Genomic DNA, 19,882 nt, shown 5'->3' with positions numbered 1-19,882 from the left:
CTCTTCTTAGCTATTCTTCTTCGTCGCTGCGCTGATCAACGCGCAAAAACGTATTGCGATAATGAGCGAGCTCGGCAATCGACTCTTTAATATCGTCCATGGCCAAGTGCACATTTTGCTTACTAAAGCCGGCCAGCGCGCCGGGGTTCCAGCGTTTGGCGACCTCTTTAAGTGTCGACACATCGAGATTGCGGTAGTGGAAAAAGTTAAGCAGCGCAGGCATCTCACGCTCCAGAAAACGCCGATCCTGATGGATACTGTTACCGCACATCGGCGACGAGCCTGCCACCGCGTACTGCTGTAAAAACGCCAGGGTTTGCTGCTCGGCTTCAGCAGTTTCCACTTGGCTGGCTTTAACACGGGCAACTAAGCCCGACTCGCCGTGGGTTTTCTGATTCCAGTCATCCATCTGCGCCAGCAAGCTGTCCGGCTGTTTCACCGCAATCACCGGCCCTTCCGCGACCACGTTTAAATCCGCGTCAGTAATCAGTGTGGCCACTTCAATGATGCGCTCTATATTAGGATCCAGACCGGTCATCTCTAGATCAATCCACACCAGCAGATCATCCCGTGGCACCGCTGAATCCGTCTTTTCGTTGCTCATTACCGTTCTTCCTTTGCCCAAATGGCCATTAATATCATCCAAGTGTGCCTTAAATAAGCCCATCAAGCAGCTATACAGGACAGCTTGGCTAGTTGGTAGGTACAATGACCGCCATTGTAACGATCATCAGGTGATCATGAGCAAACGTAAATTAAGTCGCCAGCAGCAGTGGCGAGTCGAGAAAGTCCAGGCGGAACGTGCCCAGCGTGCGGAAAAGCGCGACGTACAAGACGCTGAAAAACTTGCCGCGGGCGAATACGGCGCAGAACAGCCGGGCCGTGTCGTTGCTCACTTTGGGCGCACTCTAGAGGTGCGCAACAGCGACAATGAACCGGTTCGCTGCCACTTACGCGCCAATTTGGACGGCCTGGTCACCGGTGACCGGGTGATTTGGCGCGCCGGGCAAGAAGGCTCCGGCGTGGTCGTCGCTCGAGAGGAGCGAGACAGCGTGCTCAAGCGCCCTGACGCCCGCGGCCTGCTCAAACCGGTAGCTGCCAATATTGATCAGCTGTTGATTGTGTTCGCAGTGGAACCCGCGCCCCACGCCAACCTTATTGATCGCTATCTGGTGGCTGCCGAAGCCACCGGTATAGCGCCGGTGCTGGTGCTCAATAAAACCGATTTGCTGCCGGAAGATGGTGGCGAGCTGGGTAAACTACTCGAGCGCTATCGTGAGTTGGGCTATCCCGTGGTGCGCACCACCACCGCCACAGAAACGGGGCTAGACGAGCTGCGCAGCCAGCTTGAAGGGCGTACGTCGGTGTTTGTTGGCCAGAGCGGCGTCGGCAAGTCATCGCTGATCGACCTTTTGCTACCCGACGAAACCCTGCGCATTGGCGCGCTTTCGGAAGATTCCCGTAAAGGTACCCATACCACAACCACGGCACGCCTCTACACCATGAGCCGCGCTGAAGTGGCTGACGGCGATCTCATCGATTCTCCAGGTATTCGCGAGTTTGGCTTGGTGCACCTTAATGAGCAGGAAGTCACCGACGGCTTTATTGAGTTTCACGACTATATTGGCCACTGCCGTTTTCGTGACTGCCGCCACCGCAATGAGCCCGGCTGCGCTTTACTTGCAGCGGTTGAGGCAGGCAAGATTCATCCAGCACGCTTTACCAGCTATCGGCGCATTCTCGATAGTTTGGATAGCTAGGATTTACAGGAGTTAGTCATGAGCACAGCAAGCCAATCGTCGGAAGCCAACCTGCTGCCGCTGATCGTTGAACCCGAACAGCTGCAGGAGCATTTGGGTGATTCACAGCTACTGATTATCGATGTGCCGGTCAACGGCGACAGCTATCGCCAGGGCCATGTACCCGGCGCTATATTCCTCGACTTCCGCTACTTGATGCGCGGCGAAGGGCCGGTGCCCAGCGATGTTCCCGATGTGGATGCGCTATCAAGACTATTTAGTGCCTTAGGCCTGACACGCGATACCCATGTAGTGGCTTACGATGACGAAGGCGGCGGCTGGGCGGCACGGCTACTGTGGACGCTAGACCTGATCGGCCACACCCGCTACTCCTACTTAAACGGTGGTATTCACGCTTGGCGCGATGCAGAATTCGACGAGAGCATCGAACCGACAGCCCCGACACCCAGCGATTACCATGCTGAGATCCTCAACCCCGATGCCCTGATCACTTGTGAAGAGATCAAAGAGAAGCTCAGCGATAAGCAGTTCGCGGTATGGGATGCACGCTCCAAAGATGAGTACGATGGCGTACGCGGTAACAATAAGCACCTGGGCCACATTCCCGGCGCGGTCAACATGGACTGGCTGCAGGCCATGGATCGCTACCGCGCGCTGCGCATCCGCGATTACGCCGAGCTTATCACCGAGCTAGGCGCACTCGGCCTCACGCCCGACATGGAAATTGCCACCCACTGCCAGAGCCACCACCGCAGCAGCTTTACCTGGCTGGTAGGTAAAGCCTTGGGCTTCAATATGCGCGGCTACGCGGGCTCCTGGGGTGAATGGGGCAACCGCGACGACACACCGATTGAGAAGTGAAAATATTACTGTGACTCTTTCCCAAAAAGCCTTTTCGCTACTCCAATATCCGCTGCCTCACCACGCGCTCTCGCGCCTGACTGGCAAGTTCGCCCAGTGCGACAATCCGTGGGTGAAAAACACCCTGATTAACGCCTTTATCAAACGCTTTAATGTGGATATGAGCCAAGCGCTGGAGCCCGACCCCACCGCCTACGCCACGTTTAACGACTTTTTCACCCGCGCGCTAAAAGCCGATGCGCGCCCACTGGGCGATGGCATCCTGAGCCCCGCCGACGGCACGCTCTCCCAATACGGGCTGCTACAGGCTGGGCAACTGGTACAGGCAAAAGGCCACACCTACTCCGCCCAAACCCTGCTCGGCGGCGATACCGCTCTGGCAGAAGAGTTTCTGGATGGCAGCTTTGCAACGGTTTACCTATCGCCACGGGACTACCACCGGGTGCATATGCCGGTAACCGGCACCCTGCGAGAAATGATCTACGTCCCTGGGCGATTGTTCTCGGTCAACCAAGCCACCGCCAACTACGTGCCAGGTCTGTTTGCCCGCAATGAACGATTAGTCTGTATCTTTGATACCGAGCAAGGCCCCATGGCAATGGTATTGGTCGGTGCCATGATTGTCGCCGCCATTGAGACCGTCTGGTCTGGGCAGGTAACACCACTCTCGGGTTACCCTCAGCGCATGCAGTTTGGCCAACCGATCACACTAGAAAAAGGCGCCGAGATGGGCCGTTTCAAGCTCGGCTCCACGGTCGTCATGTGCTTCGCCAACCAGGTCAATTTCGCACAGCTTCCCCCTGCCACCATGGTGCAAATGGGGCAGACGCTAGGAGCGGGCCACACCCGATAGAAAAATCGCGACACAGCGCCTTGCCCGGGCGCTGCACTGCGCCTCGTCAAGGCACAAACTGCGGCCAAGCAGCGCGTCAATATGCCACTCACCGAGCAACATACCCATAAACATACCGGCTGCTTCGCGGGGATTATCGAGGTTAAGGCGACCGGCGGCGGCCTGTTCGCCAAGATACATCGCTAACGCCTGACGCGTCTGGTCGGGGCCGCGAGTAAGGAACAGCTCGCAAAGCTCGGGGGACCGCTCGGCCTCAAAGGCCAAGCCGCGAACCAGACGAATCACACCGGGGTCACACACCAGCGTCAACATGCGGCGTCCCAGCTCATAAAGCACCTGCTCTAGGGCATGATGATCCCGCCGCCCCTCTTCCAGCACGGCCCAGGCGGTAGAGATATGGCGCTCCATGGCCGCGGTAAATAACCCCTCCTTGCTGCCAAACTGCTTGTACAGTGTCGCCAGTGACCCACCCGCGCGGGCAACCACTTCATTAACACTAGCGCCTGCATAGCCCTGTTCAAGAAAGACATCTCGGGCAGCGTCCAACAGGCGTTCGCGACGCGCCATACCCCGTGAAGTCACTATGGCATCCGCCCTATTAGGGCAATCGGGCGGACCTGATATTGTTGAACGAGGCATTTCCACTCCCGTTGAAGCATCCGAGTAATCGTCAATGATAGAGGCGCTAAGCGTGAATGACATGTGTTAGTGCTAGATATGTAGTGTAGCATTCATTACACTATGTATCTTCACTTCCAAGGGTGGTGTCTGCACCTCCCAGGAAAGCCCCTTTGTGACGGTAGGTATTGAGGAGTGGCCATGACAACGGATGGCAAGCGCAGCGAGGCTCAGGCCAAACACCAGCGCGACGATTCAGTCACAGGTCGAAAGGCAGGATCCAAAGGAAAAGCTAAGCGTAAACTACTCATCGTACTGGTCGGGCTCACTGCCTTGTCGGCGTTAGCCTGGTGGGGGCTGGGCTGGTGGCAAACCGGCCGTTTTATCGAAGAAACCGACAACGCCTATGTGCGCACCGACAGTGTCGCGGTGCGCACCGAGCTTTCAGCGCGGGTCGCCGAAGTAGCGGTGGACGACAACCAGATAGTGAAACAAGGCGATTTGCTCGTACGCCTGGACGCCGAAAGCTACCACGACCAAGTCACCCAGGCTGAGGCGCAGCAGGCCGTGGCGGCGGCCTCTATTGCTCAGTCCCGTCGTCAGGTGGAACTCCAACAAGCAGCTATCGATCAAGCTATAGCGGAGCAGCAGGCCACCCAGGCTAACGTTGATCAGGCGCGTCAGCACCTCGAACGCTCCTCCTCCCTGGCTGCCAACAACTATGCCTCACGCCAGCAGCACGAGGACGACCAAGCCACACTGCGGGTTGCCGAAGCCAACCTGGCTAAAAGCCGTGCCGCCGTCGTATCGGCCCGGCGACAGTTGGCCGTCGCCGAGAGCGATGTAACCCGCGCCGAGGCTAATCTAGATGCTGCCAGCGCCGATCTTGACTATGCTCGCCACCAACTGGACAAGACCCAAATCGTCGCCCCTCGCGATGGGGTGATCGGTAACCTGAGGGTCGAGACCGGTACGCTGGCACAGCCATCGTTGACACTTCTGCAGTTAGTGCCGATTGATTCGGCCTACGTGGCGGCCAACTTTAAGGAAACCCAGCTCACCCGGATCCGTGTCGGCCAGCCGGTCGAAGTGCACCTTGATGCCTACCCGGACATCACTTACCAGGGGGTGGTCGACAGCTTGTCGCCAGCCACCGGTACCGAGTTCAGCCTGCTGCCCCAGGACAATGCCACCGGCAACTTCAACAAAATCGTCCAGCGAGTACCGGTCAAAATTCGTGTTACCGGCCCCGCCGAGGCGCTAGGCAGTTTGCGCGCAGGGTTATCCGCAGTGCCCGAAGTCGATACCCGTGATTTGAACCCTCGAAAGGATGATGCGACCGAAGAGAGTCATCGTCCGATGGCCACATCTTCCGGCACTCTGGCCGATTCGTGAGCAACGTGGCCGCAGGTTCAGTCGCAGGCGTCAGCGATATGCCACCCTGGCCGCAGCGCATCGGCTTCATCGCCGCAGTGTTTGGCATGTTTATGGCGATTCTGGATATTCAGATTGTCGCCAGTTCGCTCAACGAGATCCAAGCGGGTCTGTCGGCTAGCGAAGACCAGATCTCCTGGGTGCAGACCGCCTACCTGATCGCCGAGATTGTGATGATCCCGCTATCGGGCATGCTGATGCGGATCCTCTCGACCCGAGTCGCCTTCACCCTCTCCTGCGTCGGCTTCACCCTGGCGAGCCTCGGCTGCGCGCTGGCCACTTCGATTGAGCAACTCATCGTGCTGCGGGCCATTCAAGGCTTTATGGGCGGGGCGATGATTCCCATTACCCAGGCGGTGAGCTTTTCAATTTTTCCCCGGCGCGTGATGGGCAGCGTCCAGGCAGTGATCGGTATGGTGGTGACCATGGCACCCTCGGTCGGCCCCACGGTAGGCGGCTATATTACCGACACACTGAGCTGGCACTGGCTGTTCCTGGCCAACGTGATTCCCGGCGTACTGGTCTGCTGGCTGGCGTGGTCTTACTTAGATATCGACAAGCCTAACCACGCGGTAGCGCGCAACCTGGACGTCATCGGGCTGATACTGATCGCCTTGTTTCTCGGCTCGCTGGAGTTTGTGCTTGAGGAGGGGCCCGGCGACGACTGGTTCGCCAGCCAGCGGATAATACTGTTCAGCCTGACTTGTCTGGTAGCGGGGGTGTGGTTTTTTACCCGCACCTTGCGCCACGACCATCCGATTGTCGATCTGCGCGCTTTTGCCAACCGCAACTTCGCGATCGGCGCGGGAATGGGTTTTATCATCGGCATTGCGCTCTATGGGCTGGTCTACATCATGCCGCTGTTCTTCGGTTTTGTGCGCGGCTATTCGAGCCTGCAGATCGGCCAAGTGATGTTTGTCACCGGGGTAACGATGTTTCTGTGTGCACCGGTCGTCGGTCAGCTGACCAACCGCCTTGACCTACGCATTATGCTGTTCATTGGCCAGCTGCTGGTTGGCGTGGGCACCATGATGAACAGCAACCTCACCGTAGAGTCGGGTTTCTGGCAGTTCTGCGTGCCCCAGATCGTACGCGGCATGGGGCTGATCATGTGTATCATCCCAGCCTCACGTATCGCCATGGGCACGCTGCCGCCCAGCGAGGTGGGCAACGCCAGCGGGCTGTTCAGTGTAATGCGCAACCTGGGTGGCGCTATTGGGCTGGCGCTGCTTGATACCGTGCGCGATATTCGCGAGGACTTTCACTGGAACCAACTGATTCCGGCCATCGATACCAGCCGTGAAGTGGTGGTGGCAGAGATCGCCAAGTACCAGACGATGCTCGCCGGCTCGGTGCCCGATGCCTACCACGCCGCCGTCGCGATGCTGGCCCAGAGAGTCTCACAGCAGGCCCAAGTACTGGCCTTTAACGACATTTTTACCTGGCTGGGGCTAATCTACATCGCCACGGTGCCGTTGGTGTTCTTACTTAAACGCATCGAGGCTTAGGCCCTAGGCTTACGCCGCCCCTAGCAATTGGGTGTCGAGAACGCCAGCACCTCTTCCAGACGCGCCTTACCTAGTGCCAGTTGAATCAAACGATCAATCCCCAGCGCCACCCCGGCACCTGCCGGCATCCCGTGTTCAAGGGCGGCCAGCAGGCGCTCATCGATATCCACTTCCGGTAAACCTAACCGGCGGCGCTCGGCGTTATCTTCAGCAAAGCGGGCGCGCTGCTCAGCCGCATCGGTCAGCTCATCGTAGCCGTTGGCCAACTCAATACCGTTTAGATACAGTTCAAAGCGGGACGCTACCCATTCACCGTCGGCATCTTGGTGGCGGCGCGCCAAGGCTGCTTGGCTTGCCGGGTAATCAATCACCACACTTAGCTCATGCTGGCCTAGCTGCGGCTCGATCACCATGCTCATCAACAGGTCAAGGCAGGTATCACGGCCTTCGCCAGCTAAGGACTGGGCAGTCATTTGCGCCCGCTTAGCGGCCAATGAGCGCAGCTTTTCCAGCGAGGTGGTAAAAGGGTCAACCTCTAAGTGAGTATGAAACAGCTCCCGGTAGCGGTAATGCACAAGCGGTCCCGGGAAACTGGGTAGCAGCGACATGACCAGGGTAGCGGCCTCATTAATCAGCTTTTCCAGCGTAAACTGTGGTCGATACCACTCCAGCATGGTGAATTCGATATTGTGGCGGGCGCCGATTTCAGCGTCGCGAAAACTTCTGGCGAGCTGAAAGATCGGCCCACTGCCAGCCGCTAACAGCCGCTTCATATGAAATTCAGGGGAGGTTTGCAGCCACAGACGGCGCTGACCTTTATCCGTCCGCGCCAAGGTGTGCAGCGACACCAAATGCACATCCGTACTGCCCCCCTGCCCCAGCACCGGTGTTTCTACTTCCAACACGTCACGCTGGGCAAAAAAAGCTCGCACTTTGGCCATTAACCGCGCACGAGCGCGGAGCGTTTCAATTGACGCCGAGGGTTGCCAGTCAATGGCCATCACTACTCCTTAGACACACGATTCACAAGTAAAAATGGCCACGCACAAGGCGTGGCCATCAAAAAGTGCGAGTAAAAAGTGATTAAGCGCGGGAGACGTAGTCGCCACTGCGGGTATCAATTTTCAATACTTCGCCCTGATTGATAAATAGCGGTACGCGGACAACAGCGCCAGACGACAGCGTCGCAGGTTTAGAACCGCCCTGCGCAGTATCGCCTTTCAAGCCAGGATCTGTTTCAACGACTTCCAACTCAATGAAATTGGGCGGCGTCACAGAGATCGCCTTGTCATTCCAAAGCGTAATAATGTAGGGCACCTGCTCCTTGAGCCATTTCTCGGTGTCACCCAAGGCTTTCTTCTCCACCGCGTACTGCTCGAAGGAGCCATCGGTTTTCATAAAGTGCCACATGTCGCCGTCGGTGTAGAGATATTCCATCTCCAAATCCATGACATCAGCACCTTCCAGCGAGTCACCGGACTTGAAAGTCTTCTCACCCACGCGGCCGGTCATCAGGTTGCGCAGCTTAACGCGGTTAAACGCCTGCCCCTTACCCGGCTTGACCAGCTCATTTTCAACGATCGAACAAGGATCGCCGTCGAGCATTACTTTCAGACCGCCTTTAAATTCATTGGTAGAATAGTTCGCCATATTGCCTCTCAATTACCTATTCTTAACGACTTTGTCTGCGAAGCCGCAGCTTCACGCTTGTGATCAGTGCGCCGCATGATAACCCGAAGGAGGGCTTTTTTGCAGGAGAACATCATTATTGCCGCGTCTGAAACGCAAAGCCATGGCAGCTCAATGGCACGACCCACTTGGCAGCAGCAACTTTCCCATGCCATTCGCGACCCTCAGGCACTATGCCAACGGCTGGGGCTCAGCCGCGAATGGTTGCCCGGCGCCAAGTTAGGCCACGAACTGTTTGAGGTATGCGTGCCTGAAGCGTATCTCACCAGAATAGCCTATGGCGACATAAACGACCCGCTGCTGCGCCAAGTAATACCGCTAGGCGAGGAAGCGCTTACGCCTCAGGGCTACGTTGTCGACCCCCTGGAAGAGGCCGATCACCGGCCCGCTAAAGGGTTGATTCATAAGTATGCGGGCCGGGTGCTGCTGATCGCCAGCCCTAACTGTGCCATTAACTGCCGCTACTGCTTTCGCCGCCATTTTCCCTACAGCGACAATTCACCTTCCAGAGCCCAGTGGCAGGAAGCCCTCGACTACTTACACAACGACACCACTATCCACGAGGCGATTCTTTCTGGCGGCGACCCGCTGGCCGCCAATGACCGCCAATTGGCATGGCTGGTGGAACAGCTAGAAAGCATCCCGCACCTTAAGCGGCTACGCATTCATACCCGCCTACCGGTCGTGGTTCCTGACCGCATTGATGACGCCCTACTCAATTGGTTATCCACCACCCGACTACAAAAAGTCGTGGTGCTGCATATTAACCACGCCAACGAGATTGACCAGGCAGTCGTTGATGGCTGCACGCGGCTTAAACAAGCCGGGGCGACGCTACTCAATCAGAGCGTACTGCTGCGCCGAGTGAACGATAGCGTCAGTGCGCTTGCAGCGCTATCTGAGCGGCTATTTGAAGCGGGCATTTTGCCCTATTACCTACATGTATTAGACCCCGTGCAGGGCGCTGCGCATTTTGATGTGCCGGATAGTGAAGCCAGTGAACTCGTTGCTCAACTGCGCGATCATTTACCGGGGTTCTTGATGCCACGCCTGGTGCGGGAAATTCCTGGTAAGGGCAGTAAAACACCTCTTTGACGCTGACCAAGCGACACAAATCAGTGCAGAAGCCCACTTTTTCGCACTATTAAGATGCATGAAGCGGGCCCATGCCCCTGCCGCTCTGCAGGATTTTGCACTGTAATTATCTGAAACGGAAAGATTTAGATTGAATCGGCCACGATTTTGCCTTGTATCTAAGCGTAACAAACGGGGTATCGGTGGCTAACGCTGCCACACAATTTAGTTTCCAATAGATCGCTAGGGTTCCGACACCATCAACGTACGCCCCCTGATGGCTGTGGCTGGTCCGAGAGCAATCGACCTAACGCTAAGGCGTTAGGTTACACGGCGGGACAAAAGCCCGGGAGGATAAGGTGCAGTGATGCGCCGATGCCCCCGAGTTTTCTCTTAGCCGCTGGAGGCTGCCATGACCCGTTGCAAGCGCATTTCCCCAAATCGTGTATCCCCAAACCGTACTTCGAAAAGCCTATCCCTTGCGCCGCTATCGGCTGCCCTGGTGATAGCCGCTCTTACCTCCCCACTCTCGGTTACTTCTGCCCAGGCCCAAGAGCGCGATGAATTCAGCGTCTGCTGGTCGATTTATGCTGGCTGGATGCCCTGGGCCTACGCCGATGTTGAAGGCGTCGTCGACAAATGGGCCGACGAGTACGGCATCAGCATCGATGTGGTGCAGGTCAACGACTACGTTGAGTCAATTAACCAGTTTACCTCGGGCAATGTTGACGGCTGCGCCATGACCAATATGGATGCGCTGACAATCCCCGCCGCCAGTGGGGTTGACTCCACCGCACTGATTATTAACGACTACTCCAACGGTAACGACGGCATAGTGCTCAAAGGCAGCGACGATCTAGCCGATATCGAAGGCCGCGAGGTCAATCTCGTTCAGTTCAGCGTCTCCCATTACTTTCTCGCTCGCGCCCTTCAGAGCGTCGGCTTAACCGAACGCGACATCGAAACAGTCAACACCTCCGATGCGGATATTGTTGGCCTGTTCTCTAGCGACACCACCGAAGCCGTGGCCGCCTGGAACCCACAGCTAAGCGCTATTGCTGAGATGCCCGACAGTAACGTGGTGTACACCTCAGCGGAAATTCCCGGTGAAATCCTCGACATGATGGTCGTCAACACCCAAACCCTGGCGGACAACCCAGAACTTGGTCATGCCCTGGTAGGCGCTTGGTACGAAGTGATGGACTTGATCGAAGCAGACGACGAGAACGCGCTGAGTATTATGGCTGACGCTGCAGGCACTGATGTGGAGGGCTATCGTAATCAGTTAGACGCCACCTACCTCTACACCGACCCTGCCGAAGCTATCGAGTTGATGGAGAACCCCGAACTGCTTGACACCATGGAGCGCGTAGCCGAATTCAGTTTTGAGCACGGTCTACTCGGCGATATTGCACCCAATGCAGGCGTGGTCGGCATCGAAACCCCCAGTGGCGTATTCGGCGATGAGAGCAATGTGCAACTGCGCTTCGACCCTAGCTTTACCCAAGCTTACCTCGACACTCAGTAACGGGGTCCTCCTGCATTAGCGCGATGGGAGCGGCGCCTGCCGCTCCCTCTGCACTCATCTTCTGTGGACAACCGCCATGAAGCGATTGATTAACCTAGCGCCCTCCCGGGGCAGCCGCTGGCTTTTAGGCCTACTGCCTTTTTTGCTATTGGCGATGCTGTATATGAGCTTCTCCAATGCAAGGCTGGCGGAAAACCCTGATGACCGCCTGCTGCCTACGCCCTCGACCATGGCCAGCACTTTTTACCATTTGGCCACCGCTGAGAACGTGCGTACAGGGGAGGTGGTGCTGTGGACAGACACCTTTGCAAGCCTGGAGCGCATCGTCATTGGAGTGGGGATCAGCGCGTTGATTGGCTTGGTCGTGGGCATCTTAAACGGCGGCATTCCCATCCTTCGTGCCAAGTTCTCGCCGCTGGTCACCGTCGCCTCACTGATTCCTCCCATGGCGATACTGCCGATTCTATTTATCGCCTTTGGTACCGGCGAAGCCGCCAAGATTGCACTGATTGTGATTGGGGTAACGCCCTTCCTTATTCGTGACCTACAAGGCCACGCCTTGCGGCTACCCGACGAGCAGTTGATCAAAGCGCAAACCTTAGGCGCCAGCTCCTGGCAGGTGTTGTTAAGAGTTCTGCTGCCACAACTTACCCCACGGCTATTAAACGCCACCCGTTTGGCACTGGGCACCGCTTGGCTGTTTTTGATCGCCGCCGAAGCCATTGCCGCCCAGGAAGGGCTTGGCTACCGCATCTTTTTGGTACGCCGCTACCTCTCCATGGACGTGATTCTGCCCTACGTGGCCTGGATCACCCTGCTGGCGTTTTTGCTTGACCAGCTGTTGGCCTGGGTATCGCGGCTGGCATTCCCTTGGTACCACGCTGGCGAAGGAGATAACTCATGAGCCTGCTAGCGGCCAAACGGCTAGAAAAGCACTACGGCAATCATGTGGTGCTCGAAAATCTTAATTTCAGCGTTGAGCCTGGAGAATTTGTCACCTTAGTGGGTGCTTCAGGCTGCGGTAAAACGACTTTTCTGAAAATGCTGTTAGGTACCGAAGCCATTTCGCGCGGCAGCTTAACCCTGGATGATCAGCCCATTCCCAATGAGCCAGGACCAGATCGCGGCGTGGTGTTTCAGAAGTACTCGGTGTTCCCCCACTTAACCGTGCTCGGCAACGTAATGATTGCCGATGAGTTACACAGCTCAAAACTGCTGGGCAAAAGCTTCGGTGCCGCCAAGCGCCGCGCAATAGAAAAAGCGCGCGCTCGGATTGAAGAAGTCGGCCTGGGCCACGCGCTTAATAAATACCCTCATGAGCTTTCCGGCGGTATGCAACAGCGCCTGGCCATTGCCCAGGCGCTGATGATGCGGCCACGCATTTTATTACTCGATGAGCCTTTCGGTGCGTTAGATCCCGGCATTCGCCAGGATATGCACGTGCTGATCAACCGCCTGTGGCAAGAGCAGCAGCTGACCATCTTTATGATCACCCACGACCTTAAAGAAGCCTTTGAGCTGGGCACACGGCTGTGGGTATTTGATAAAACCCGCCACGATCCCCAGGCGCCGGAAGCCTATGGCGCCACGATTACTTACGACTTACCTATTTCACGCGATCGTCCTTCGAACGAACTTAAAGAAGCGCTTCACCAGGGCGGCCTGCAAACTCACACCCAGGAGACGCTGCTATGACAGACGCTGTTATGAATAGCCAACCCGCTTACACCACCCACTTACCCGGCGGGCATCACTGGTCGCTGCGCCTGCGCCGCGGCACCACCCTCACGCTGACGGCCAAAGAGGCCGACAGCAACGTGGGGCTTTTGTGCTATAACCCGGAAAACCTGCTGGAACGCTTAAACCTGCCCGATACCTTGAAGGGCCAGCACACCTTTAAGCTTACCCAGGGTCACTGCCTTTACTCAGATATGGGGCGCATTTTCGCCTCTATCACTCATGACGACCTGGGCTGGCACGATAGCGTTGGCGGCAACCTGATGCCCCATCACTTGCTAAAGAAAGGCTGGCAGCCGGTCAGCTATCAGCAGGCTCACAACGACTGGACGCTTACTGGCTTCGACGCCTTTTTGGTTGAGCTTGCCAAGTACGGCCTGGGCCGTCGGGATATGGCGGCCAACCTCAACCTGTTTTCTCGGGTAGAAAGCGACGACGAAGGCAAGCTGCGCTATGTGCCCGGCCACTGCCAGCCGGGCAAAAGCGTCACGCTGCGCTTTGAGATGGACACGCTTGTCCTGTTGCATACTTGCCCTCACCCCCTCGATCCCAGTGCTGACTACCCCCACCGTGGCGTGGACATTGCCCTCGGCACCGCCGAGCCGGTGACAGAAGACGACCCCTGCTACCGCTCGCGGCCTGAAAACGCGCGTGGTTTTGCCAATAACCGCCTTTACCACCTCGGCTTATAAGGGAGACACCGCATGATTATTGAAAGCACTCTACGCCCCGAAAACGCCTTGAGCCGCACAACGGTGAACGCAGGTGATCACTACATTGGCACAGTCAAGCGCGGCCAAACCCTGCGCATTCTCGATTTAGAGGGTAACCAGGCCGCCGACACGCTGTTCTTTAGCGCTGACGATACCAGCGAACGCTACAGCGCTATGGATACGGTACGCGAACAGGGCGCGGTTTATCTCACCGCAGGCACGACGCTAATGTCCAGTGAAGGCCGCGCCATGCTGACGATCAGCGCCGATACCTGCGGCCGTCACGACACCCTGGGCGGCGCCTGCGCCAGCGAAAGCAACACCGTGCGTTACGACCTGGAAAAGCGTCATATGCACTCCTGCCGAGATAACTGGATGCAGGCCATCGCCAACTTTCCAGAGTTCGGCCTGACCAAGCGCGATATCACCCACAACATCAACTTCTTTATGAACGTGCCGGTCACTGCCGACGGCGGGCTGACCTTTGAAGACGGCATCTCCGCGCCGGGCAAGTATGTGGAGATGATCGCTGAGATGGATGTGATCGTGCTGGTCTCCAACTGCCCTCAGCTCAACAACCCCTGCAACGGATACAACCCAACGCCCATCGAGCTATTGGTTTGGGAATAAGTACTTCGCCCTAGGGACGACCCTAGAAGGCCAAGCAACCTGCGGGACGACCCGCCTTTGTTTGCAGGCAGTGCCATGTCCATCAATACAACGTTTAGCAAAGTTCTGATTGCCAATCGCGGCGCCATTACCGCACGCATTTTACACACGCTGAAAGCCCTCGGTGTGGGCAGCGTGGTGGTTTACGCAGATGCGGATCGCGACGCCCCCTACGTCCACCAGGCCGATGAGGCTTACTCTCTCGGCGAAGGCGGCGCCAGCGATACCTATCTTAATATCGATAAGTTGATCGCCATTGCCCAACAGAGCGGCGCCCAGGCAGTGCACCCCGGCTACGGCTTCTTGTCAGAGAACACCCGCTTTATCGCTGCCTGCGATGCCGCAGGGCTGACCTTTTTAGGCCCAACCGTCGAACAGATTGAGCAGTTTGGTCTTAAACACCAAGCGCGTGCGCTGGCCGAAAAAGCCGGTGTACCGCTAGTACCCGGCTCCGAGCTGCTTGCAAGCGTTGATGAAGCACTCAAAAGCGCCGAGCAGATTGGCTACCCGGTGATGCTCAAATCCACCGCCGGTGGTGGCGGCATCGGCATGCAGGTATGTCAAAACGCCGCCGAACTTGAGCGCGCCTTTGACTCGGTCAAAGGTCTGGGCGAGCGCAACTTCGGTGACGGCGGCGTGTTTCTCGAGGCCTATATCGCCCGCGCCCGCCATATCGAAGTGCAGCTCTTTGGCGATGGCCAGGGCAATGTCGTTGCCCTGGGCGAGCGTGATTGCTCGACCCAGCGCCGCCACCAAAAAGTGCTCGAAGAGTGCCCGGCCCCTAATCTACCGGAACATGTTCGCCAGGCGCTGCACGCCACCGCTGTTCAGTTGGGCAAAGCGGTCAACTACCGCAGCGCCGGTACCGTTGAGTTTATTTACGATACCCAGCGCGAGGCATTTTATTTTCTTGAAGTGAATACCCGGCTCCAGGTTGAGCACGGCGTCACCGAGATGGTGTATGGCATTGATATCGTTGAGTGGATGGTAAAACTGGGCGCAAATCAACTGCCCACGCTTGAAACACTGACAAAAGATCTCGCCCCCAGCGGTCACGCAGTGCAAGCACGCCTCTACGCCGAAGACCCCGCCCACGATTTTCGCCCCAGCGCAGGTTTGCTGACTGAAGTTGATTTCCCACAGGCTGACGGCCTGCGTATCGACCACGCCATAGAAGCCGGGCTGGAGATCTCAGCGCTCTTCGACCCCATGCTAGCCAAAGTAATCGCTCACGCCAACAGCCGCGACGCTGCTATTGAGCAGTTAGCTGCAACGCTTGATACCGCCAGTGTTTATGGCATCACTACTAACCGCATCTGGCTGGCCCATGTGCTGCGTGCCGAGCGTTTTCAACATGCCGACCTGGATACGCACTGGCTTGCTACCCTTGAGTGGGCGCCCCCCGTCGTAGAGGTGATCGCTCCTGGCACAATGACGACGATTCAGGACTTCCCAGGCCGCCAGGGCCACTGGGATGTGGGTGTGCCGCCTTCCGGGCCATTTGATGACTGGTCATTTCGCCTGGGCAACCGCCTGCTGGATAACCCCACCGATGCCGCCGGGCTTGAAATCACCCTCACCGGTCCAACGCTACGCTTTCACCGTGCGACCCAGATCGTGCTGGCAGGTGCCAGGCTCCCCGCTACGCTAGATGGAGAAGAAGTAGCCTTTTGGCAGGTAGTGGATATTCCTGCCGGTTCCACGCTGACGTTGGGCAAGGCCGCGGCGGGCGCTCGCGCCTATCTATTGGTACGCGGCGGTATTGCCTGCCCTCGTTACCTGGGCTCCCGCAGTACCTTTACCCTGGGCCAGTTTGGCGGCCACGGCGGCCGCGCGCTAAGAAGCGGCGATATGCTAGATTTACCTCTGCTCTCGCCTACCTCGGCGGCTCAGCTTGATAAGACGCTCATCCCGACCTTTGGCAATCAAGGCAGCGGTAAAACCTGGCGAGTGGCGGTACTTTACGGCCCCCACGGCGCGCCGGACTTTTTCACCGATGACGATATCGAGCGCTTTTTCGATCACGAATGGGAGGTGCACTACAACTCCAGCCGCACAGGGATCCGGCTGATTGGTCCACGCCCCGAGTGGGCGCGAGCCGACGGCGGCGAGGCGGGACTACACCCCTCCAATATTCACGATAACGCCTATGCCTTTGGCACTATCGACTTTACCGGCGATATGCCGGTTATTCTGGGCCCCGATGGGCCTTCACTTGGCGGCTTTGTCTGCCCCGCCACCGTAATCCGCGCCGAACGCTGGAAGCTGGGACAGCTCGCCGCGGGCGATAAAGTACGCTTTGTCCCGGTCAGTCTTAACACCGCTCGCACCCTGGAAGAGCGCCAGCTAGACCAACTGGCGTCTCTCACAGCAGCGCCCGTCGAAGAGATTCAGCCAGAGCGTGACACCCCTGTTGTGCGCGACGTACCCGCCGAGCAAGCCGGTGAGCGAATTGTCTACCGCCGCGCCGGGGATGATTTCCTGCTGATCGAGTTCGGCGCCATGGAGCTGGATATCGCGCTGCGCTTTCGGGTTCACGCCTGGATGCTGTGGCTACGGGAACACTCGCTGCCCGGTCTGCGGGAATTAACCCCCGGTATTCGCTCGCTGCAGATTCACTATGAGCCATTAGCACTGTCCTTGGATAAGCTGCTCGCCCATCTGCAAAAAGCCGAGCAGGCGCTAATAGATGTGGAATCGCTGGAAGTGGAGTCGCGGGTGGTGCATCTACCGCTCTCCTGGGACGACCCCGCCTGTCAGGAAGCCATCGATAAATACCAGCGCAGCGTGCGCCCGGATGCGCCCTGGTGCCCCAGCAACCTGGATTTCATTCGCCGTATCAATGCGCTTGAAAGCGAACAGCAAGTGCGCGATATCGTCTTCGATGCCCGCTACCTGGTAATGGGGCTGGGGGATGTCTACCTGGGTGCGCCTGTGGCGACTCCTCTTGACCCGTGCCAGCGGCTGGTGACCACCAAGTACAACCCCGCTCGCACCTGGACAGCTGAAAACTCCGTGGGCATTGGCGGCGCTTACCTGTGCGTTTACGGTATGGAAGGCCCCGGCGGCTACCAGTTTGTTGGCCGTACGCTGCAAATGTGGAACCGCTACCGCACCACGGCACACTTCGAGACCCCTTGGCTGCTGCGCTTTTTTGATCAACTGCGTTTTCATGAAGTCAGCCACGAAGAGCTTGAGCAAATTCGCCGCGACTTTCCCCATGGTCGATATGACCTATCTATTGAAACCGCACGTTTTCGCCTAGCGGACTACCAAGCCGAGATCGATAAAAATGCTGAAGCGATTGAGACCTTCCGCACCAAGCGCGAAGCTGCTTTCCAGGCAGAAATAGCCGCTTGGCGGGCCAATGGCCAATTCACATTCGAAGATCAGGCACCGGAAAGCGCCGAAGTAACAGCGCTGGATGACAACGAGCTAGGCATCGAAAGCCCCGTCACCGGCAGCCTTTGGAAGTTACTGGTTGCAGAAGGTGAGCAGGTAACCGCTGGCCAACCGGTGGCACTGGTGGAATCGATGAAAATGGAAGTTGAGATCACCGCCCACTGTGGTGGCCGCGTCGTTCGCCTGCCGCTTACAGAGGGAGCATCGATTGCCCCCGGGCAGCCCATCGTGGTGCTTAGCAGTGAAGCGGAGGCAACCCCATGAGCCAATCAACGAACGATCAGCGCCTCGCCGATTTTCAGGCGATCCCAGTGATCGATATTCATGACCTGCTACATGGAGATGTAAGCGCGCGCCAAGCCGTTGCCGAGCAACTTGGCCGCGCCGCCCGAGAGGTGGGTTTCTTTCAAATGGTGGGGCACGGCATTGATCGCCCCCTTCGCGAAGGGCTAATCAGCCAAGCCAAGCGCTTCTTTGCCCAGCCAACCGAGACCAAAATGGAGCGCTATATTGGTCTTTACCACCACCACCGGGGCTATGTGCCGCCCGGTGAAGAGTCGCCGGATCCCAAAAAGCCGGATATGAAAGAGGCCTTCGATCTTGCCTTTGAACTCCCCAGCGATGATCCTGAGGTCTTGGCAGGCACTCCCCTGCTCGGCCCCAATCCCTGGCCCGACCTTGAGCACTTTCGCGAGCCGGTCGCAGCCTATTATGACGCGGCCTACCAGGTTGGCCGCACACTGATGGGCGGCTTTGCCCTAGCGTTAGGGCTTAAAGAGAACCACCTACTTCACCATGTGACTAAACCGCCCAGCCAGCTGCGCCTGATTCACTACCCCTATAACCCCGATGCCGAAGATGCTCAGGGCATTGGTGCCCATACAGATTATGAGTGTTTCACCCTATTGCTCCCCACCGCACCGGGTCTTGAGGTGATGAACGGCGCAGGTGAATGGATTGATGTGCCGTTTCGAGACGACGCCTTGGTGGTCAATATCGGCGATATGCTGGAGATATGGAGCAACGGCGAGTTTGTCGCCACCTCTCATCGGGTGCGTAAAGTAAAGGAAGAACGCTACTCTTTCCCGCTGTTTTTCGCCTGCGATTATCACACCGTGGTCGCCCCGCTGCCCGAGCTGGTGACCCGCCACGGCCAAGCATATTACCCACCGCTTAAAGCGGGGGATCATCTCTACGCGCAAACGATTCAAACCTTTAAATACCTGCGTGAACGGCTAGCCCAGGGAGAAATCGCGCTGCCCGATGGCGCCCGCGAAGTGGGCAGCCTTGGCCAGCACGGCAAGCATAAGGAAACCCCATAATGAGCGTTTCCTTACCCAGTATCCCGCGCGAATTTCGTGGGGGTTGGCAGCGCACGCTTTATGCCGAGCCCGCCACCGAGCCCTACCAACAGGCCGATAGTACCAGCCAGGTTGTCTGGCTCCAGGGCGAGCACTGGCATGCTGATTTACGCCTACCTGCCAACGGCCCGGATTTTTCCGGCATTACCGGCCTAGAAGCGTGCAACCGATCACAGCTTGAGTGGTTGGCAAGCCTGACCGCCTTTGCGGGCGTTACCCAAACCGAAGAAGGGCTATGCATATGGCACCGCTATCAGGATCTTTGCCCCAGTTTAGAGCGTGATGTTGGCCTACTACGCTGGCTTGATGACACCACCCTAGAAGAGCGGCCCCCCCATGGGCTCTACGTTGAGCACTGGCAGCGGCTTTCCGGTAACGCCGTTGAAGAAGTAGTTCGTTGCGATGAGCAAGGCCACCTTCGCTGGCTGCAGCTGGGCGAATACGCCATAGCGATTACCCCTCGCTCCGCAACGGCCAATCTAGCAGCTTTATTTGAACCAGTAAGTGACTTAACTGAAGGCGCTTTACGCTGGCGCGCCAGCCTTTGCTTCGACTACTTAGAGCGCAGCCAAAACGGTTGGCAGATAGTGCTTTCGACTCACCCCTGGCGGGTGGGTGAGCTACTTTCAGTATCAACGTTTAATGACGGTCACCGTTCACAGATAGGAGTTTAAT

Annotated in this window: 18 protein-coding genes and 1 riboswitch; of the genes, 14 read left to right on the top strand and 4 right to left on the bottom strand. The window is 57.5% G+C overall.

Translation table 11 applies throughout. The features are described 5' to 3' along the window. Positions 1–10: 10 nt before the first annotated feature. Positions 11–604, bottom strand: coding sequence for an oligoribonuclease (gene orn, locus U738_RS05990; RefSeq protein WP_035578256.1), 594 nt, complete (start codon positions 602–604; stop codon positions 11–13). Between the two features lie 136 nt (positions 605–740). Here orn and rsgA point away from each other — a divergent pair, with 136 nt between their 5' ends. The 3 genes from rsgA to asd are packed head-to-tail and all read left to right on the top strand — an operon-like array spanning position 741 to position 3,474. Further along, complete coding sequence (gene rsgA, locus U738_RS05985; protein WP_035578253.1) at positions 741–1,760, top strand: small ribosomal subunit biogenesis GTPase RsgA; 1,020 nt, start codon at positions 741–743, stop codon at positions 1,758–1,760. Between the two features lie 18 nt (positions 1,761–1,778). Then, positions 1,779–2,621 carry a sulfurtransferase gene (locus U738_RS05980; RefSeq protein ID WP_035578251.1) on the top strand — a complete coding sequence of 281 codons (843 nt, stop codon included), beginning with the start codon at positions 1,779–1,781 and terminating at the stop codon, positions 2,619–2,621. Positions 2,622–2,631: 10 nt separating this feature from the next. Then, positions 2,632–3,474 carry an archaetidylserine decarboxylase gene (gene asd / locus U738_RS05975; protein ID WP_035578249.1) on the top strand — a complete coding sequence of 281 codons (843 nt, stop codon included), beginning with the start codon at positions 2,632–2,634 and terminating at the stop codon, positions 3,472–3,474. Here asd and U738_RS05970 read toward each other — a convergent pair. Then, entirely contained in the window at positions 3,451–4,113 is a 663-nt protein-coding gene (locus U738_RS05970) for a TetR/AcrR family transcriptional regulator (RefSeq protein ID WP_050714189.1), read from the bottom strand. The genes asd and U738_RS05970 overlap by 24 nt on opposite strands. A 180-nt stretch (positions 4,114–4,293) precedes the next feature. Here U738_RS05970 and U738_RS05965 point away from each other — a divergent pair, with 180 nt between their 5' ends. Together U738_RS05965 and U738_RS05960 are read left to right on the top strand one after the other, a co-directional pair. After that, positions 4,294–5,487, top strand: a complete 1,194-nt coding sequence (locus U738_RS05965; RefSeq protein ID WP_081899042.1) for an HlyD family secretion protein — start codon at positions 4,294–4,296, stop codon at positions 5,485–5,487. A 38-nt stretch (positions 5,488–5,525) separates the two neighbouring features. Next, entirely contained in the window at positions 5,526–7,034 is a 1,509-nt protein-coding gene (locus U738_RS05960; protein ID WP_035578246.1) for a DHA2 family efflux MFS transporter permease subunit, read from the top strand. 20 nt (positions 7,035–7,054) lie between these two features. Here U738_RS05960 and epmA read toward each other — a convergent pair whose 3' ends face one another. Then, positions 7,055–8,035 carry an EF-P lysine aminoacylase EpmA gene (gene epmA / locus U738_RS05955; protein WP_035578243.1) on the bottom strand — a complete coding sequence of 327 codons (981 nt, stop codon included), beginning with the start codon at positions 8,033–8,035 and terminating at the stop codon, positions 7,055–7,057. 82 nt (positions 8,036–8,117) lie between these two features. Continuing rightward, on the bottom strand, positions 8,118–8,684 hold the full coding sequence (gene efp, locus U738_RS05950; RefSeq protein ID WP_035578240.1) for an elongation factor P: 567 nt from the start codon (positions 8,682–8,684) through the stop codon (positions 8,118–8,120). A 99-nt stretch (positions 8,685–8,783) separates the two neighbouring features. Between efp and epmB the strand changes: the two genes are divergently transcribed. From epmB to U738_RS05905, 9 genes are all read left to right on the top strand, one after another. Continuing rightward, positions 8,784–9,818, top strand: coding sequence for an EF-P beta-lysylation protein EpmB (gene epmB / locus U738_RS05945; protein WP_035578238.1), 1,035 nt, complete (start codon positions 8,784–8,786; stop codon positions 9,816–9,818). Positions 9,819–10,029: 211 nt separating this feature from the next. Beyond that, a riboswitch (guanidine-I (ykkC/yxkD leader) is annotated at positions 10,030–10,152 on the top strand. A gap of 57 nt (positions 10,153–10,209) precedes the next feature. Further along, positions 10,210–11,325 carry a putative urea ABC transporter substrate-binding protein gene (locus U738_RS05940; protein ID WP_051912762.1) on the top strand — a complete coding sequence of 372 codons (1,116 nt, stop codon included), beginning with the start codon at positions 10,210–10,212 and terminating at the stop codon, positions 11,323–11,325. 76 nt (positions 11,326–11,401) lie between these two features. Then, on the top strand, positions 11,402–12,229 hold the full coding sequence (locus U738_RS05935) for an ABC transporter permease (RefSeq protein ID WP_035578235.1): 828 nt from the start codon (positions 11,402–11,404) through the stop codon (positions 12,227–12,229). Beyond that, positions 12,226–13,020, top strand: coding sequence for an ABC transporter ATP-binding protein (locus tag U738_RS05930; RefSeq protein ID WP_035566453.1), 795 nt, complete (start codon positions 12,226–12,228; stop codon positions 13,018–13,020). Before U738_RS05935 ends, U738_RS05930 begins: the two co-directional genes overlap by 4 nt. After that, positions 13,017–13,754 carry an urea amidolyase associated protein UAAP1 gene (locus U738_RS05925; protein WP_035578232.1) on the top strand — a complete coding sequence of 246 codons (738 nt, stop codon included), beginning with the start codon at positions 13,017–13,019 and terminating at the stop codon, positions 13,752–13,754. The genes U738_RS05930 and U738_RS05925 overlap by 4 nt, the downstream gene beginning before the upstream one ends. A 12-nt stretch (positions 13,755–13,766) precedes the next feature. After that, positions 13,767–14,405, top strand: a complete 639-nt coding sequence (locus tag U738_RS05920; RefSeq protein WP_035566457.1) for an urea amidolyase associated protein UAAP2 — start codon at positions 13,767–13,769, stop codon at positions 14,403–14,405. Positions 14,406–14,480: 75 nt separating this feature from the next. Beyond that, complete coding sequence (gene uca / locus U738_RS05915; protein ID WP_035578229.1) at positions 14,481–18,110, top strand: urea carboxylase; 3,630 nt, start codon at positions 14,481–14,483, stop codon at positions 18,108–18,110. Then, the gene (locus U738_RS05910; RefSeq protein WP_035578227.1) at positions 18,107–19,168 is read left to right on the top strand and encodes an isopenicillin N synthase family dioxygenase; all 1,062 of its coding nucleotides are present in this window, start codon (positions 18,107–18,109) and stop codon (positions 19,166–19,168) included. Before uca ends, U738_RS05910 begins: the two co-directional genes overlap by 4 nt. Next, positions 19,168–19,881, top strand: coding sequence for a hypothetical protein (locus U738_RS05905; RefSeq protein ID WP_050713594.1), 714 nt, complete (start codon positions 19,168–19,170; stop codon positions 19,879–19,881). Before U738_RS05910 ends, U738_RS05905 begins: the two co-directional genes overlap by 1 nt. The last annotated feature ends 1 nt before the right edge of the window (position 19,882 follow it).

The organism is Halomonas sp. TG39a (assembly GCF_000744395.1).
GTDB classification, from domain to species: domain Bacteria; phylum Pseudomonadota; class Gammaproteobacteria; order Pseudomonadales; family Halomonadaceae; genus Vreelandella; species Vreelandella ventosae_B.
This window is presented reverse-complemented; position numbering and strand designations above follow the sequence as displayed.

Coding starts and splice junctions, on each gene's coding strand:
- orn (WP_035578256.1), bottom strand. CDS start 604: ATGAGCAACGAAAAGACGGATTCAGCGGTGCCACGGGATGATCTGCTG.
- rsgA (WP_035578253.1), top strand. CDS start 741: ATGAGCAAACGTAAATTAAGTCGCCAGCAGCAGTGGCGAGTCGAGAAA.
- U738_RS05980 (WP_035578251.1), top strand. CDS start 1,779: ATGAGCACAGCAAGCCAATCGTCGGAAGCCAACCTGCTGCCGCTGATC.
- U738_RS05970 (WP_050714189.1), bottom strand. CDS start 4,113: ATGCCTCGTTCAACAATATCAGGTCCGCCCGATTGCCCTAATAGGGCG.
- U738_RS05965 (WP_081899042.1), top strand. CDS start 4,294: ATGACAACGGATGGCAAGCGCAGCGAGGCTCAGGCCAAACACCAGCGC.
- U738_RS05960 (WP_035578246.1), top strand. CDS start 5,526: ATGCCACCCTGGCCGCAGCGCATCGGCTTCATCGCCGCAGTGTTTGGC.
- epmA (WP_035578243.1), bottom strand. CDS start 8,035: ATGGCCATTGACTGGCAACCCTCGGCGTCAATTGAAACGCTCCGCGCT.
- efp (WP_035578240.1), bottom strand. CDS start 8,684: ATGGCGAACTATTCTACCAATGAATTTAAAGGCGGTCTGAAAGTAATG.
- U738_RS05940 (WP_051912762.1), top strand. CDS start 10,210: ATGACCCGTTGCAAGCGCATTTCCCCAAATCGTGTATCCCCAAACCGT.
- U738_RS05935 (WP_035578235.1), top strand. CDS start 11,402: ATGAAGCGATTGATTAACCTAGCGCCCTCCCGGGGCAGCCGCTGGCTT.
- U738_RS05930 (WP_035566453.1), top strand. CDS start 12,226: ATGAGCCTGCTAGCGGCCAAACGGCTAGAAAAGCACTACGGCAATCAT.
- U738_RS05925 (WP_035578232.1), top strand. CDS start 13,017: ATGACAGACGCTGTTATGAATAGCCAACCCGCTTACACCACCCACTTA.
- U738_RS05920 (WP_035566457.1), top strand. CDS start 13,767: ATGATTATTGAAAGCACTCTACGCCCCGAAAACGCCTTGAGCCGCACA.
- uca (WP_035578229.1), top strand. CDS start 14,481: ATGTCCATCAATACAACGTTTAGCAAAGTTCTGATTGCCAATCGCGGC.
- U738_RS05910 (WP_035578227.1), top strand. CDS start 18,107: ATGAGCCAATCAACGAACGATCAGCGCCTCGCCGATTTTCAGGCGATC.
- U738_RS05905 (WP_050713594.1), top strand. CDS start 19,168: ATGAGCGTTTCCTTACCCAGTATCCCGCGCGAATTTCGTGGGGGTTGG.